Source organism: Kitasatospora setae KM-6054 (assembly GCF_000269985.1).
In the GTDB taxonomy this organism is placed as follows: Bacteria; Actinomycetota; Actinomycetes; order Streptomycetales; family Streptomycetaceae; genus Kitasatospora; species Kitasatospora setae.
Genome location: NC_016109.1, coordinates 7,010,189 through 7,024,359 on the forward strand (window position 1 = coordinate 7,010,189; position 14,171 = coordinate 7,024,359).

The window sequence follows — 14,171 nt, forward strand, 5'->3', positions numbered from 1 at the left end:
GGGGTGGCCGCCGGGCGGGGCGCAAGGGCGGGGGAGGGGGCGCGCGGGGTGCGGGAGGGCACACGCCGTCCGGCTATTCGAGCACAGAACCCCCGCACTCCGTGGTGCTTTTCACATCTTCTGGTGACCATCCGTCAACCCTGGGTAGCGTCCACGGTCCCTGGACCACAGGGGCTCGGGCGAGTGGCGGACACCTCTCGCGAAAGGCGGGAGGCACCCGATGGGATCGATGGACCACTTCAGCTTCGGCGGGCTCACGCCGACGCTGTCCTACGTGATGGCGTGCGTCGGCGCCGCCCTCGGCCTGCGATGTACCCTGCGGGCGCTCTCCGCGACCGGCGCCTCCCGGCGCAACTGGCTGCTCACCGCCGCCGCCGCGATCGGCTCCGGCATCTGGACGATGCACTTCGTCGCGATGTTCGGCTTCACCGTCGACGGCACCGACCTGCGCTACGACGTCCCGCTGACGATCCTCAGCCTGCTGGTCGCGATCGCCGTCGTCGGACTCGGCGTCTTCGTGGTCGGCTACGGCCGGCACCGCGGCCGCAGCCTGCTGCTCGGCGGCCTCACCACCGGCGTCGGCGTCGCCGCGATGCACTACCTCGGCATGTCGGCGGTCCGGATCCACGGCGAACTGCGCTACCAGGCCGGCACCGTGGCGCTGTCCGTGCTGATCGCCGTCGGCGCCGCCACCGCCGCGCTCTGGGCCGCCGTCACCATCCGCAACGTGTACGCCGCCGCGGCGGCCTCGCTGGTGATGGGCATCGCGGTCAGCTGCATGCACTACGTCGGGATGGCCGCCGTCCACGTCCACATGCAACCCGCCCGCACCGGCCTCGGCGGGGCCACCCCCATGCAGTTCGTCTTCCCGCTCGCCGTCGGGCTCGGCTCCTTCCTATTCCTCACCTCCGCCTTCGTCGCGCTCTCCCCGACCGCCCAGGAGCGCGCCGCCTACCGCGAGGCCGGCGAACTCGCCGTAGAGGACCTCGGCCGCGCCGCCTGAGCCGCGTACGGCCGGTTCCCCCCGCCCCGACGAGACCCGTAGCCCGAAAGGCCGCCACACCCATGCGCGCAAGCCGAGGCACCTCCCGCAGCGGACCGCCCGCCCCCAGCCCCCCGCGCGGCCCGGCCCGCAGCCGGCCCGGCGCGCCCCGGCGCGGCGCCCACGCCGGGCCGCCCGCCGACGAGACGCCGCCGGCCGTCCCCGCCGCCGACCGGGTCGGCCTGCGCCCGCGCACCGTCCGGGCCCGGATCGTCGCGGTGCTGATGGTGCCCGTGGTGTCCGTGATGGCGCTCTGGGCGTTCGCCAGCGTCACCGCCGCCGGGGACGTCTGGGACCTGCTGCGGATCAAGGGCGTCGACGCGAGCCTGCGCACCCCGCTGGACCGCACCGTCACCGCCCTGCAGGCCGAACGGGCCGCCGCCGGACAGCTGTCGGCCGCCCCCGGCGCCGACCAGGAGGCCGCGCTGCGCACCGCCGCCCAGCAGACCGACCGGGCCGCCGCCCCGCTGATCCTCGCCCCCGACTACAACCGCGCCGACGCCGAGGGCCTCGGCCCCGAGGCGGCCGGCCGGCTCGACGTCCTCGGCCGCGCCGTCGCCGCCCTCCCCGCGCTGCGCGCCCGGCTGCTGGACCGCACCGTCCCCTGGCCGGACGCCTACGCCGTCTACACCGCCGCCGTCGACGAGGCGTTCGCGGTCAGCGGCTCGCTCACCGCCCTCCAGGACCACCGGGTCGCCGCGGACGCCCGGGTGCTGCTCGAATTCGCCCGCTCCCGGGAGCAACTCGCCCGGGAGGACGCCCTGCTGCGCGCCGCCCAGCGCGACGGCCGGCTCACCGAGGCGCAGTACCGGCAGATCGTCCAGGCCGGCTACGCCCGCACCCAGTTCGAGCAGACCGCCGCCGCCGACCTGCGCCCCGCCGACCGCACCGCGCTGGCCGCCGTCACCGGCGGCCCCGACTACCAGGAACTGCGCCGCTACGAGGAGCAGTTGCTGACCGCCGCCGACCCGCGCGCCGCCCTCGCCGCCGTCCCCGACACCCGCTGGGCCGCCGCCGCCGACGCCACCGCGCACGCCCTGGCCGACCTGGAGCGGCAGGCCGGCGCGGCCGCCGCCGAACGCGCGAACCCTTACGCGCTGGGCCTGTTCAGCACCTCCGGCGCGACCGTGCTGCTCGGCCTGGTCGCGGTGCTCGCCTCGCTGCTGATCTCGGTCCAGATCGGCCGCGGCCTGGTCGCCGAACTGCACGCCCTGCGCAACTCCGCACTCGAACTCGCCGGCCGCAAACTCCCGGCCACCATGCGGCGGTTGCGGGCCGGCGAGGAGGTCGACGTGGACGCCGAGGTGCCGCCGCGCGACCACGGTGGCGACGAGATCGGCCAGGTCCACCAGGCCCTGGACAGCGTCCAGCGGGCCGCCGTCACCGCCGCCGTCGAACGCGCCGAGGTGCTCTCCGGCGTCTCCGGCGTGTTCGTCAACCTGGCCCGCCGCAGCCAGGTCCTGGTGCACCGCCAACTCACCCTGCTGGACGCCATGGAGCGCCGCACCGAGGATCCGGCCGAGCTCGACGACCTGTTCCGGCTCGACCACCTCACCACCCGGATGCGCCGCCACGCCGAGGGCCTGATCATCCTCTCCGGCGCCGCCCCCGGCCGCGCCTGGCGCAAGCCCGTCCCGCTCACCGACGTGGTCCGGGCCGCCGTCGCCGAGGTCGAGGAGTACGCCCGGGTCGACGTCCACCGCCTCCCGTACGCCGCCGTCACCGGCCCCGCCGTCGCCGACCTCACCCACCTGATCGCCGAACTCGTCGAGAACGCCACCGGGTTCTCGCCCCCGCACACCAAGGTCCAGATCCGCGGCGAGGCGGTCGGCAACGGCTACGCCCTGGAGATCGAGGACCGCGGCCTCGGCATGGGCCCCGAAGCCCTCGCCGACGCCAACCGGCGGATCGACGCCAGCGAACAGGTCGACCTCTTCGACAGCGACCGGCTCGGCCTGTTCGTGGTCAGCCGCCTCGCCAAGCGCCACGACGTCAAGGTCTCGCTGCGCCCCTCCGCGTACGGCGGCACCACCGCGATCGTGCTGTTCCCGCTCGCCCTGCTCGACCCGCGCGACGGCGAACCCCAGCCGGCAGAACGGGAGTTCCCGGCCGAACCCGAACCCGAACCCGAAGCCGCGGCCCGCCCGAGGCCACTGCCGGCCGTCGAACCCCCGCACCCCGCACGCCAGTTGTCCAAGCCAGCGGAACTCCCGCCGACCGCACGACCGTTGGCCCCCGCCGTCCCGGCCCCGGCCCAGCCGCCGACGCCGATCGCCGGGCCGGCCCCCGTCCAGGCGCTGCCCTCGCTCGCCGTCCCCGCCCGGCAGGAGGACGAACTCCCGCGCCGGGTACGGCAGGCCAGTCTCGCCCCGCAGCTGCGCGACGCCCCCGAACCGCCCCGCCCCGGGCTGCGCCCCGCCGAACCCGCCGACCGAGACCCGGAGCAGGCCCGCAGCGCGATGACCGCCTTCCAGCGCGGCTGGCAGCGCGGACAGCAGCCCGACACCCCGTACGAGGCCCCCTACGACACCGGCCGGCCCTACCAGTCACCCCACCAGTCACCCCACCAGTCACCCCACCAGCGAGGAGAGAGCGCCCGATGATCGGAACCAGCCGCCAGAGCGGTGAACTGAACTGGCTCCTCGACGAGTTGGTCACCCGGACGGCCCGGGTCAGGTTCACCGTGATGCTCTCCGCCGACGGCCTGCCGATGGGCAACTCCACCGGCCTCGGCCGCGAGGACGCCGAACACCTGGCCGCCGTCGCCTCCGGCTTCCACAGCCTCGCCAAGGGCGCCGGACGCCACTTCGAGGCGGGCGAAGTCCGGCAGACCATGGTCGAGTTGGAGCGCGGCTACCTGTTCGTCGCGGCCGCCGGACAGGGCTCCTGCCTGGCCGTCTTCGCCGAACCCGAGGCCGATCTCGGCCTGATCGCCTACGAGATGGCCCGGCTGGTCCGCCGGGTCGGCGAACACCTGCACGCCGCCCCGCGCGGCTACTAGAGGGGGCGACGGAGCGATGGCCTACCCGCCCCGGCGCTACCTGCCCGGCTCACCGTTCGGCTACCCGCCGCCGCCCGACCGTCCCGTCCAGTGGTACGACGAGGACGCCGGGCCGATGGTCCGCCCCTACGCCCTCACCAAGGGCCGCACCCGCCCCGGCCAGCCCTTCGACCTGATCGCCCTGGTGGTCACCGACATCCCCGACCCGACCGGGCTGCCGGTCGGCCCCGAACAGGTCGCCATCCTGGAGATCTGCCGGGGCAACGCCCTCTCCGTCGCCGAGATCGCCGCCGACCTCGACCTGCCGCTGGGCGTGGTCCGGGTCCTGCTCGGCGACCTGCTCGACGCCGAACACATCCGGGTCAGCCGCCCCGTCCCGCCCGCGCTGCTCCCGCACGAACACATCCTCCAGGAGGTCATCCATGGGCTTCGCGCCCTCTGACAGCTCCGACCTGGCCCTGAAGATCCTGGTCGCCGGCGGCTTCGGCGTCGGCAAGACCACCCTGGTCGGGGCCGTCAGCGAGATCAGACCGCTGCGCACCGAGGAGCAGCTGACCGCGGCCGGCACCCACGTCGACGACCTCGGCGGCGTCGAGCGCAAGACCACCACCACCGTCGCGATGGACTTCGGCCGGATCACCATCCGCGACGGCCTCTCGGTCTACCTCTTCGGCACCCCCGGCCAGGACCGGTTCTGGTTCCTCTGGGACGAGCTCGCCCAGGGCGCGCTCGGCGCCGTCGTCCTCGCCGACACCCGCCGCCTCACCGACTGCTTCCCCGCCGTCGACTTCTTCGAGCACCGCGGCATCCCCTTCGTGGTCGCCGTCAACCACTTCGAGGGCAGCCGCAGCTTCCGGCCCGAGGACGTCTCCCAGGCGCTCGACCTCGACGCCGCCACCCCCGTGCTGCTCTGCGACGCCCGCGAGCGGGCCTCCGGCAAGGACGTCCTGATCAGCCTGGTCGAACACGCCGGCAAGGTGCACGCCGCCCGGGTGCTGGCCCGGGCCGGCGGCTGACCCGGGCGCCGGTGCCGACCCGGGCGCCGGTGCGGCGGCGGGCTTCCGGGGCCGGAAACCGGTGCCGGAAACCGGGTTGACGCGTCCGCGCAGGGCCGGGTTAGCATGCCCGGCATGTTCCTCATCCGTGACTAGGACCCCGCACCGCGACCGCACGCCGCACCCGGCGTCGCGGTCCCTCCGGCGTCCCCGTCCACCGGCGCACCGCGCGCCGTCCCCGTTGAGGAACCCCAACCCGTCATGTCCACGTCCTATCTGGCCGTGCTGCGCACCCCCGGTGCCGCCCGGCTGATCCCCGCCGCCCTGCTCGGCCGCCTCTCCTACGGCACCGCCCCGCTCTCCCTGCTGCTCGCCGCCGCCGACACCACCGGCTCGTACGCCCGGGCCGGCTGGCTGATGGCCGTCTTCTCGGCCGTCAGCGTCCTGCTCTTCCCGTACCGCGCCGGACTCGTCGACCGGTACGGCCCGCGCCGCGTCCTGCCCCCGATGGCCCTCGGGTACGCCGCCGCCCTGCTCGCCCTCGCCGCCACCACCTGGCGGCCCGGCACCCCCTCCTGGGCGCTGCTGCCGCTCGCCGCCGCGGCCGGCGCCCTCGCCCCGCCGCTCGGGCCCGTCACCCGCGCCCAGTGGAGCGTCCTGGCGGCCGACCCCGAACTGCGCCGCCGCGCCTACAGCCTGGACACCGTCGCCGAGGAACTCCTCTACGTCACCGGCCCGCTGCTGGCCGGCCTGCTCACCGCCACCACCCGCCCCGCCGCCGGACTCCTGCTCAGCGCCGTCCTCGCCCTCACCGGCACCCTCGCGCTCGCCGCCGTCGCCGTCCCGGTCGCCCCCCGCGACCCGGCCGCCCCCACCCCGCCCCGCACCGGCACCCGCCACCTGCTCGGCCGCGCCCGCCAGCCCCTCAGCGCCGCGGCCGGCGCCGGCGCGGGCCTCGCCGCGTTCTCGCTGCTCGCCGTCGTCTTCGCCGCGCGGCACGGCCGCCCCGCCGACGTCGCCTGGGTCGAGGCCGCGCTCGCCGCCGGCAGCGCCGTCGGCGGACTCGCCCTCGGCGCGATCGACTGGCGCGCCCCCGCCCGCACCCGCCTCACCCTGCTCACCGCCGCCCTCGGCACGGCCCTCGCCCTCGCCGCGCTCGCCCCCACCCTCCCCGCCCTCACCGCCGTCGCCGCCCTGGCCGGCCTCGCGGTCGCCCCCACCCTCACCACCGCCTACCTCCGCACCGACGAACTCGCCACCCCCGCCGAACGGACCCGCGCCGGCGCCTGGGTCAACACCTCCTTCAACGCCGGCAGCTCCGGCGCCACCGCCCTCACCGGCACCCTGCTCGCCCACCTCCCGCTCACCAGCTGCCTCCTCCTCGCCGCCGCCCCGACCCTCGCCGCCCTCGCCTGCCGGGGCACGCCGCCTCGCCCCCGGGACGCCGATGAGTTTCGCCGGCCCGCCCCGTCCAACCAGGTATGACACGAATCGCCGTCAACGGAACCACGCTCGGCACCGAGTCCTTCGGTCCCGAGGACGCCCCGCCCGTCCTGCTCGTCGGCGGGACCACGATGCTCTCCTGGCCCGACGCGCTGTGCGAACGCCTCGCCGCCGGCGGCCGCCGGGTGGTGCGCTACGACCTGCGCGACAGCGGCGCCTCGGCGACCGGCGACCCGGACGCGCCCGACTACACGCTGCGCACCCTCGCCGCCGACGCGGCGGCCCTCGCCGAGGCGCTCGGCGGGGGCCCCGCGCACCTCGCGGGCATCGGCGTCGGCGGGATGGTCGCCCAGGTCGCCGCCCTCGACCACCCGGACGCCTTCACCGCGCTCACCCTGGCCGGCACCCGCCCCGTCGCGCCCGGCCCGACCGACCCGGACCTCCCCGACCACGACCCGGCGACGATGGGCCGGCTGTTCTCCCGTCCGATGCCCGACTGGGCCGACCGGGCCGCCGTCGCGGAGTACGCCGCCGCCGGCGCGGAGATCCTCGGCGACGACCCCGCCGCCGCCCGCACCCGGGCCGGCCGGGTCTGGGACCGCACCCCCGACCGCACCCCGCCCGTCCAACTCGCCAACCAGCTGGGCACGGTGTTCGCCCGACTGGACTGCGCACCCCGCTGGCGCGAACGCCTCCCCGCGCTCGCCCTCCCCACCCTCGTCGTGCACGGCCGCCACGACCGCTTCTTCCCGGTCGGCAACGCCGAGGCCCTCGCCCGCGAACTCCCGGACGCGCGCCTACTCGTCCTGGATACCGCCGCGACGGCCCTGCCCACCTCGGGCACCGACGTCGCGACGATCGCCGAAGCGATGCTCACCCTGCGCTGAAGCCCGGCCCCGGCCCTTCAAGAACCCCCGCCGGCACGGACTCTCCACCCCCACCGCGACGAACACGGCGCCCGCCGGGGAGAGTTCGGGCGCCTCCGGGTATCGGGTGGAGATCTTCCCGACCTCGCACCTGTCGGCCCACGAGGCTCTGCGGGTGCTGCGGGTGCTGCAGCTCGCCGACCGCTACGGGCATCGCACCAGACCGGGAGCGGGACCCCCTACGCGGGCCGGCCGCTCCGCAGGAGCTTTTCGGCGGCGGCCAGGTTGATCGCGACGCAGGCCCACGCGCCGGAGGCGTAGACGACGGAGGCGGGCAGGCCGGTGGGGGTGAGCAGGAAGAGCCAGAGCCGGAAGGTCACGGCCGCGAAGATCAGCGCGTAGGAGCGGAGCATCCAGGCGCGGTGGGCGGGGATCCGGGCGTGCCGGGCGTGGTGGAGGCCGAGCGCGGTGGTGGTGAGGACGAGGGCGGCGAGCAGGGTGAAGGCGAGCGGCGCCAGCGGGGGGTAGAGGCCGTACGGGGCGATCAGCAGGCCGCCGACGCCGGTCAGCGCCGCGGCGAGGACGTAGACCCGGCCGGTCCAGCGGTGGACGGCGGGGCGGCGGGCCCGTAGCCGGGGGAGGAACTGGAGCGGGCCGAGGGAGAGCGCGAGGACGCCGCCGCCGATGTGCAGCAGCAGGACGGGGAGGTGGGCGGCGTAGACGTCGCGCTGCTCCTCCAGGAAGCTGCCGCGGTCCAGGGTGAAGTAGCGGGCGGAGAAGGCGGCGACGAGCAGCGCCAGGGTGGGGACGGCGATCCGGCCGGCCCGCCGCAGCGCGCCGGGCTTCCCCGGGCCGGGCCGCTCGGTGGCGGACTGCCCTGCGGCATCGGGGACTTCGGCCTCGGCGGGACGGTGGAGTGTCATGCCGAGGACGCTACGGACCGGCCCCGGCCCGCGACGTCCCCCCGGCGGGGTGGCCCGGCGTACCCCAGCGGGGGTAGCGACCCGGACCCTGACCCGGACCCGTCCCGGATCCCGCCGGACGGCCCGCCCGGAGCCGGGCCCGGTCGGGTAGGTTCTCGGCTACCCAGCTCAGCCTCCCGCCCCGCCCCGAGGACGCCGCCGCATGCCCCTCACCGCCGCCCGCAGGCTCCGACTGCCCCGGTTCCCCAGGACGTTCGACTTCGTCCCGGCCGCGCTCACGGACGCCGCACCGGCCGTCGTGCTGTGCGTCGCGATGCTCACCGAACGCTTCGGCACCGAGGCCCGGGTCGGCGGCCGGATGCCGTTCGCGCTGCTGCTGACCGCGCTGCTCACCGCCGCCGTCGCGGTCCGCCGCCGGGCCCCGCTGGCGGCGTACCTGGTGGCGACGCTGGCGCTGACCGCCGAGGCGCAGCTGGTCGATCCGAGTCCGATCTCGCCGTACGCCAACCTGCTCGGCGCGTACGCGGTCGGGCGGTACGGGGGGCGGGGCCGGGCCGGGTGGGGGCCGCCGCTGGTGGTGGCCGGGGTGGTGGGGTACTTCGCCGGGCAGGACGTCGAGGTGGTGATGCCGGCCGGCGTGCTCGCGGTGTGGCTGGCGGTGTGGGCGTTCGGCTACGGTTCGGCGTACCGGCTGGCCGAGCAGGCGGCCGAACGGCGGCGCGCCCGGGACGAGTTGCTCGCCGAGGAACGGGCCAGGATCGCCCGCGAGGTGCACGACCTGGTCGGCCACTCGCTGAACCTGATGCTCGTCCAGGCGGGCGCCGCCCGGCGGTTGATCGACCGCACCCCCGGACGCAGCCGCGACCTGCTCGCCGAGATCGAGCGGACCGGCAACGACGCGCTCGGCGAACTCGACCGCGTGCTCGGCCTGTTGCGCGGCACGGCGCCCCAACTGCCGGGCGCCGCAGCGGCGTCCGAGCCCGGTCTGGACGAACTCCCGGCGCTGGCCGAGCGGATGGGCCGGGCCGGGCTGGCCGTCGAGCTGCACCGCGACACCCCGCCGCTGCCCCCGGAGCAGGACGGCTGCGCGTACCGGGTGGTCCAGGAGTCGCTGACCAACGCGCTGCGGCACTCCGGCGCCGGGCACGCCGCCGTCCGGATCGTCCGGCAGGGCGGGGCGACCCTGGTCGAGGTCGCCGACGACGGCGCGGGCCCGCCGCCCGGCCACCGGCCCGGCCGCGGCCTGACCGGCATCGCCGAGCGGGCCGCCCGCCTGCACGGCACCGCCGAGCACGGGCCCGGGGCGAACGGCGGCTTCCTGGTCCGGGTCACCCTCCCGGCCGGCGGCGCCGGGTGAGCGGGCCGGGCGCCGTCCGGGTGCTGATCGCCGACGACGACCCGCTGCTGCGCGCCGGGCTCGCCGTGGTGCTGGAGACCGCCGACCGGATCGAGGTGGTCGGCCAGGCCGGGGACGGGCTGCGGGCCGTCGAACTGGCCCGGCGGCTGCGGCCCGACGTGGTCCTGATGGACGTCCGGATGCCCGGCTGCGACGGCGTCGAGGCGACCCGGCGGCTGGCCGGGTCGGCGAGCCGGGTGCTGGTGCTGACCACCTTCCGGCACGACGCGTACGTGTGGGGCGCGCTGCGGGCCGGGGCCGCCGGGTTCCTGCTGAAGCGGGCCTCCCCGGAGCGGCTGATCGACGCCGTGCACGCCGTCGCGGCCGGCGAGGCCGTCCTCGACCCCGCCGTCACCCGCGACCTGCTCGGCCGCCTGCTGGCCGCCCCCGAGCCGCCGCCCGGCCCGTCCGCACCGCCGCCCGGTTCCGTCCCCGGCCCGCTGGCGGCGCTCACCGTCCGCGAGCGCGAGGTGCTGCGGCTGGCCGCCGAGGGGCACCCGAACGAGGAGATCGCCGCGCTGCTGCACCTCGCCGAGTCGACCGTGAAGACGCACGTCAAGCGGATCCTCGGCAAGCTCGGCGCGCGCGACCGCTCGCAGGCGGTGGCCGCCGCGTACCGGCACGGCCTGATGGGCCCGCAGTACCGCCGCCCGTCCGCACCCGACGCTCCGTGACACTCCGTCACGGACCGGGTGCCCGGGGAACGCGTCGGTACGGTCGTACATTGAGCGGATGATCGTGGAGAACGGGCCGGGAGCCCTGCGGCCGGAGCGCTACGGGTGGGGCCCCTCCGGGCGGCGGCTCGCCGAGCAGGGGCGCTGGGACGAACTGCTGGCGCGCTTCCGGCTCGCCCGGGCGCTCGGCGACCCGCTCGCCGGGCCGCTCGGCCACCTCGTCGCGTACGGCGCGCCCGCGCCCCTCGCCGCCCGGCTGTTCGACCCCGACGGCGGGCCCGGCGCCCCCGCGACCCTCGCCGACCACGACGCCGGACCGCTCTGGGAGGTCCTCGCCACCCGGCACCCGCGCGCCGTCCTCGACGCCCTGCCGCTGCCGCCCGCGATCGGCCGCCTCGCCGCCCACACCCGCGCCCTGCTCGGCGACGAACCGGCACCCGGCGCCCCGCCCGACGACGGCGGCGTCCCGTACCGGCTGCTGCCCTGGGAGGACGGCGGCTGGGAACGCGACACCCGGGTCCGCGAGTACCTCCCCGGCGGCGGCGCCCGCCGCGCCCTGCACCTCGCCCCGCCCACCCGCGAGGGCCTCGCCGTCCTGGAACTCCCCAACCCCGGGCCCCGGTTGACCGGCCTCGCGGCCACCCGCGCGCTCGCCGCGCTCTCCGACTGGACCACCGCCGTCTGCGTCCGCGGCCGCGCCGCCGACGCCGCCGCCCAGCTCGCCGGCGGCCCCGAGATCACCGGCGGCCGGCTCCCGTTCGCCGCGCTCTACCCCGCCCTGGTCCACCTCGCCTCCGCCCGCCCCGACCGCGGCGCCGCCCAAGGACGGCTCGCCGTCTGGCAGTTGCTCGCCGCGATGGACGGCGCCCCCACCCCCACCCGGCAGGCCGCCGACGCCCTGGTCGCCCGCCTGCACTGCCTCACCTGGACCGAGCCCACCGACGACCTGCGCCACCTCCACCTCGCCATCGAGGACCCCGCCACCGGCCTCGCCTGGGCCCTCTCCGGCACCACCCCGACCCCGGCCTGAGCGCGGGACCCCGCCGGAGCAGCCGCCGGGGAACCGGCGAACCCCGGTTCGCGTGAAGAGGGTTGGTCACGCGAACGGAGGTCGGATGGGTACCAGGGTGCTGGACTGGAAGGGCTGGCGGGTCCCGGCGAACGGCTGCGCCTGGGTGCCGCTGGCGGTCTGGTTCGGAGTCTGGGCGGCGCTGCTCGGCAGCAGCCGGGGCGACGACGCCTGGCACTGGTGCCTCGTCCAGGACCACGAACCGCTGCCGGGCCGCTTCGTGCCGCTGCTGGTGGCGGTCGGCGTCTGCGTCGCCGTCATGCTGCTGATCGCCGCCCCGCTGTCCCGGCGGCGCGGCAGCGCCTGGTGGCTGTGGCCGGTGCTGCTGCTGACCGGCTACGCCCTCGCCGCGCTGTACGCGTACGGCATGGGCTCGCTCGCCGAGGCGCCGCCCGGGGTGGAGCCGGACTGCGAGCCGATGCCGCGCTGGCCGTTCGGCCCGCCGTACCTGGAGTGGCTCAGGAGCCGGTGACCGGCCGCCCCGAACTCGGCTACCGCTGGGCGAGCGGGCCTGAACGGGACCGGTTCGGCGCGCTCCCGTCCGGTCCCGTTCAGGCCCGTTCGGCCAGCACCAGGTAGCGGGTCGGCTCGTCGGTGTACGACAGCGGGGTCCAGCCGTTGGCGGCGAGCAGCGGGAAGAGGTGTTCGCGGGCGCGCAGGTCGTCCGGGGTGAGCGGACGGCCCTTGCGGGCGGCGAGGGTGGCCCGGCCGAGCGGGTGGTAGAGGGCGAGCCGGCCGCCGGGGCGGGTGACCCGGGCGAGTTCGCGCAGGCCGGTGGCCGGGCCGGGGAGGTGGGAGACCAGGCCGGCGCCGAAGACCAGGTCGGCGACCGCGTCGGGCAGCGGCAGCCGGGTGCAGTCGGCCTGGACCAGGGCGGCGTCGGCGCGGTGGGCGGCGGCCCGGTCCAGCATCTCGGGCGTCAGGTCGACGCCGAGCACGCTGCCGGCCGGGCCGACGGCGGCGCGCAGCAGGGGCAGGGCGCGGCCGGTGCCGCAGCCCGCGTCGATCACGAACTGCCCGGCCGCCAGGCCGGTGTCGGCGATCGCGGCGGCGTAACGCGGGCTGTCGTCGGGGTACTTGCTGTCCCAGGTGGCGGCGCGTTCGGCGAAGAAGGCCCGGGTGTCGGCGAGTTCGCGGGCGTGGGCGGTGGTGTCCATGGACGGAGGCTACCCGGGGGCGGGCCGTGACCCGGCGCGGTGCGGCTCGTTGGACGGGTGGGGGTGTCCATCAGGGGGCTGCCCGGGTCCGTCCTCGGGGGCGTGCGGGGGAGTCGGGCAGTGCGCTCGCCCGGTCGGGTGATCGACGGGCCTGGTGGCGGCGTTCTCCATCCCCCCGTAGATAAAGTTAGGCTTACCTAACTTCGCAAGGGAGCTCCTGCTGTGACCCTCACCGTCGGCACCCCGGCCGCACCGGCCGGCGACGCGATCCTGCGCCGCCAGCGCATCCGCGAATCGGCCGCCCGCACCTACGCCCGGTCCTTCCCGATCGTCCCGGTGCGCGCCAACGGCATGACGGTCGAGGGCGCCGACGGCCGCCGCTACCTCGACTGCCTCTCCGGCGCCGGCACCCTCGCGCTCGGCCACAACCACCCCGTCGTGCTGGAGGCGATCCGCCGCACCCTGGACAGCGGCGCCCCGCTGCACCTGCTCGACCTCGCCACCGCCGAGAAGGACGACTTCACCACCGCCCTGCTGGCCAGCCTCCCGGAGCGGTTCGCCGCCCGGGCCCGGATCCACTTCTGCGGCCCGGCCGGCACCGACGCCGTCGAGGCCGCCCTCAAACTGATGCAGACCGCCACCGGCCGGCGCGGTGCGCTCGCCTTCACCGGCGCCTACCACGGCATGACCGCCGGCGCCCTCGCCGTCACCGGCAACACCGCCGTCAAGGCCCCGCTGCCCAGCGGCGGCGAAGTCACCCGGCTGCCCTACCCGTACGCCTACCGCTGCCCGTTCGGCGTCGGCGGCGAACGCGGCGCCGAACTCGCCGCCGCCTACACCGAGCGGCTGCTCGACGACCCGTCCGGCGGGGTGCTGCCGCCCGCCGCGATGATCCTGGAGCCGGTGCAGGGCGAGGGCGGCGTCGTCCCCGCCCCCGACGGCTGGCTGCGCGAGATGCGCCGGATCACCGCCGAACGCGGCATCCCGCTGATCCTCGACGAGGTGCAGACCGGCGTCGGCCGCACCGGCCGGATGTGGGCCGTCGAGCACAGCGGCATCGAACCCGACGCCATGGTGCTCTCCAAGGCCATCGGTGGCAGCCTCCCGCTCGCCGTCGTGGTCTACCGCGAGGAGTACGACGGCTGGCAGCCCGGCGCCCACACCGGCACCTTCCGCGGCAACACCCTCGCCATGGCCGCCGGCGCCGCCACCCTGCGCCACGTCGCCGCCAACGGCCTGGTCGCCCGCGCCGAGACCGTCGGCGCCCGGATCACCGCCCGCCTCGACGGCGCCCGCGACCGCCTCCCGGTGATCGGCGACGTCCGCGGCCGCGGCCTGATGCTCGGCGTCGAACTCGTCGACCCCGCAGGCGAACCCGACAGCTGCGGCGCCCGCCCCGCCGACCCGCGGCTCGCCGTCCGGGTCCGCGAAGCCTGCCTCGCCCGCGGCCTGATCGTCGAACTCGGCGGCCGCCACGACGCCGTCCTGCGGCTGCTCCCACCGCTCACCATCACCGACGAACAGGCCGACGCCGTCCTCGAACGGCTCTGTGACGCCATCGAGTTCGCGATGCGCCAGCCCGAGGAGGGCAAGTGACCACGCCAC

14 protein-coding genes are annotated in these 14,171 nt (G+C 76.8%); 12 read left to right on the plus strand and 2 right to left on the minus strand.

What is annotated here, in order from left to right:
• Positions 1-220 precede the first annotated feature (220 nt).
• The 7 genes from KSE_RS30855 to KSE_RS30890 all read left to right on the plus strand — a co-directional run bounded on the left by KSE_RS30855 (position 221) and on the right by KSE_RS30890 (position 7,368).
• A complete protein-coding gene (locus tag KSE_RS30855) occupies positions 221-1,003 on the plus strand; it encodes an MHYT domain-containing protein (RefSeq protein WP_014139298.1) in 783 nt (260 codons plus the stop codon).
• A 62-nt stretch (positions 1,004-1,065) separates the two neighbouring features.
• A complete protein-coding gene (locus KSE_RS30860) occupies positions 1,066-3,645 on the plus strand; it encodes a sensor histidine kinase (protein WP_014139299.1) in 2,580 nt (859 codons plus the stop codon).
• Positions 3,642-4,043, plus strand: a complete 402-nt coding sequence (locus KSE_RS30865) for a roadblock/LC7 domain-containing protein (RefSeq protein ID WP_014139300.1) — start codon at positions 3,642-3,644, stop codon at positions 4,041-4,043. Before KSE_RS30860 ends, KSE_RS30865 begins: the two co-directional genes overlap by 4 nt.
• A 16-nt stretch (positions 4,044-4,059) precedes the next feature.
• Positions 4,060-4,485: a DUF742 domain-containing protein gene (locus KSE_RS30870; protein ID WP_014139301.1), complete on the plus strand. Its 426-nt coding sequence runs from the start codon at positions 4,060-4,062 to the stop codon at positions 4,483-4,485.
• Entirely contained in the window at positions 4,466-5,059 is a 594-nt protein-coding gene (locus KSE_RS30875) for a GTP-binding protein (protein WP_014139302.1), read from the plus strand. Before KSE_RS30870 ends, KSE_RS30875 begins: the two co-directional genes overlap by 20 nt.
• A gap of 240 nt (positions 5,060-5,299) precedes the next feature.
• Entirely contained in the window at positions 5,300-6,523 is a 1,224-nt protein-coding gene (locus KSE_RS30885) for an MFS transporter (RefSeq protein ID WP_014139303.1), read from the plus strand.
• Complete coding sequence (locus KSE_RS30890; protein WP_014139304.1) at positions 6,520-7,368, plus strand: alpha/beta fold hydrolase; 849 nt, start codon at positions 6,520-6,522, stop codon at positions 7,366-7,368. Before KSE_RS30885 ends, KSE_RS30890 begins: the two co-directional genes overlap by 4 nt.
• Before the next feature lie 218 nt (positions 7,369-7,586).
• Here the strand turns inward: KSE_RS30890 and KSE_RS30895 are convergent, their stop codons facing one another.
• Complete coding sequence (locus tag KSE_RS30895; RefSeq protein WP_014139305.1) at positions 7,587-8,270, minus strand: DUF2306 domain-containing protein; 684 nt, start codon at positions 8,268-8,270, stop codon at positions 7,587-7,589.
• Positions 8,271-8,472: 202 nt separating this feature from the next.
• Here KSE_RS30895 and KSE_RS30900 point away from each other — a divergent pair, with 202 nt between their 5' ends.
• The 4 genes from KSE_RS30900 (at position 8,473) to KSE_RS30915 (ending at position 11,881) form a co-directional block, all read left to right on the plus strand.
• The gene (locus KSE_RS30900; RefSeq protein ID WP_014139306.1) at positions 8,473-9,627 is read left to right on the plus strand and encodes a sensor histidine kinase; all 1,155 of its coding nucleotides are present in this window, start codon (positions 8,473-8,475) and stop codon (positions 9,625-9,627) included.
• Positions 9,624-10,340 carry a response regulator gene (locus KSE_RS30905; RefSeq protein ID WP_014139307.1) on the plus strand — a complete coding sequence of 239 codons (717 nt, stop codon included), beginning with the start codon at positions 9,624-9,626 and terminating at the stop codon, positions 10,338-10,340. Before KSE_RS30900 ends, KSE_RS30905 begins: the two co-directional genes overlap by 4 nt.
• A gap of 58 nt (positions 10,341-10,398) precedes the next feature.
• Positions 10,399-11,370: a hypothetical protein gene (locus KSE_RS30910; protein WP_014139308.1), complete on the plus strand. Its 972-nt coding sequence runs from the start codon at positions 10,399-10,401 to the stop codon at positions 11,368-11,370.
• 85 nt (positions 11,371-11,455) lie between these two features.
• A complete protein-coding gene (locus KSE_RS30915) occupies positions 11,456-11,881 on the plus strand; it encodes a hypothetical protein (protein WP_014139309.1) in 426 nt (141 codons plus the stop codon).
• A gap of 79 nt (positions 11,882-11,960) precedes the next feature.
• On the opposite strand, the gene KSE_RS30920 is transcribed toward KSE_RS30915, so the two are convergent.
• Positions 11,961-12,566 carry a class I SAM-dependent methyltransferase gene (locus KSE_RS30920; protein ID WP_014139310.1) on the minus strand — a complete coding sequence of 202 codons (606 nt, stop codon included), beginning with the start codon at positions 12,564-12,566 and terminating at the stop codon, positions 11,961-11,963.
• A 222-nt stretch (positions 12,567-12,788) separates the two neighbouring features.
• Between KSE_RS30920 and KSE_RS30925 the strand changes: the two genes are divergently transcribed.
• Entirely contained in the window at positions 12,789-14,162 is a 1,374-nt protein-coding gene (locus KSE_RS30925) for a diaminobutyrate--2-oxoglutarate transaminase family protein (protein ID WP_014139311.1), read from the plus strand.
• Positions 14,163-14,171 lie beyond the last annotated feature (9 nt).

What these genes read in the sequence shown, in the direction of transcription:
- KSE_RS30855 (WP_014139298.1), top strand. Translation starts at nt 221, where the DNA reads ATGGGATCGATGGACCACTTCAGCTTCGGCGGGCTCACGCCGACGCTG.
- KSE_RS30860 (WP_014139299.1), top strand. Translation starts at nt 1,066, where the DNA reads ATGCGCGCAAGCCGAGGCACCTCCCGCAGCGGACCGCCCGCCCCCAGC.
- KSE_RS30865 (WP_014139300.1), top strand. Translation starts at nt 3,642, where the DNA reads ATGATCGGAACCAGCCGCCAGAGCGGTGAACTGAACTGGCTCCTCGAC.
- KSE_RS30870 (WP_014139301.1), top strand. Translation starts at nt 4,060, where the DNA reads ATGGCCTACCCGCCCCGGCGCTACCTGCCCGGCTCACCGTTCGGCTAC.
- KSE_RS30875 (WP_014139302.1), top strand. Translation starts at nt 4,466, where the DNA reads ATGGGCTTCGCGCCCTCTGACAGCTCCGACCTGGCCCTGAAGATCCTG.
- KSE_RS30885 (WP_014139303.1), top strand. Translation starts at nt 5,300, where the DNA reads ATGTCCACGTCCTATCTGGCCGTGCTGCGCACCCCCGGTGCCGCCCGG.
- KSE_RS30890 (WP_014139304.1), top strand. Translation starts at nt 6,520, where the DNA reads ATGACACGAATCGCCGTCAACGGAACCACGCTCGGCACCGAGTCCTTC.
- KSE_RS30895 (WP_014139305.1), bottom strand. Translation starts at nt 8,270, where the DNA reads ATGACACTCCACCGTCCCGCCGAGGCCGAAGTCCCCGATGCCGCAGGG.
- KSE_RS30900 (WP_014139306.1), top strand. Translation starts at nt 8,473, where the DNA reads ATGCCCCTCACCGCCGCCCGCAGGCTCCGACTGCCCCGGTTCCCCAGG.
- KSE_RS30910 (WP_014139308.1), top strand. Translation starts at nt 10,399, where the DNA reads ATGATCGTGGAGAACGGGCCGGGAGCCCTGCGGCCGGAGCGCTACGGG.
- KSE_RS30915 (WP_014139309.1), top strand. Translation starts at nt 11,456, where the DNA reads ATGGGTACCAGGGTGCTGGACTGGAAGGGCTGGCGGGTCCCGGCGAAC.
- KSE_RS30920 (WP_014139310.1), bottom strand. Translation starts at nt 12,566, where the DNA reads ATGGACACCACCGCCCACGCCCGCGAACTCGCCGACACCCGGGCCTTC.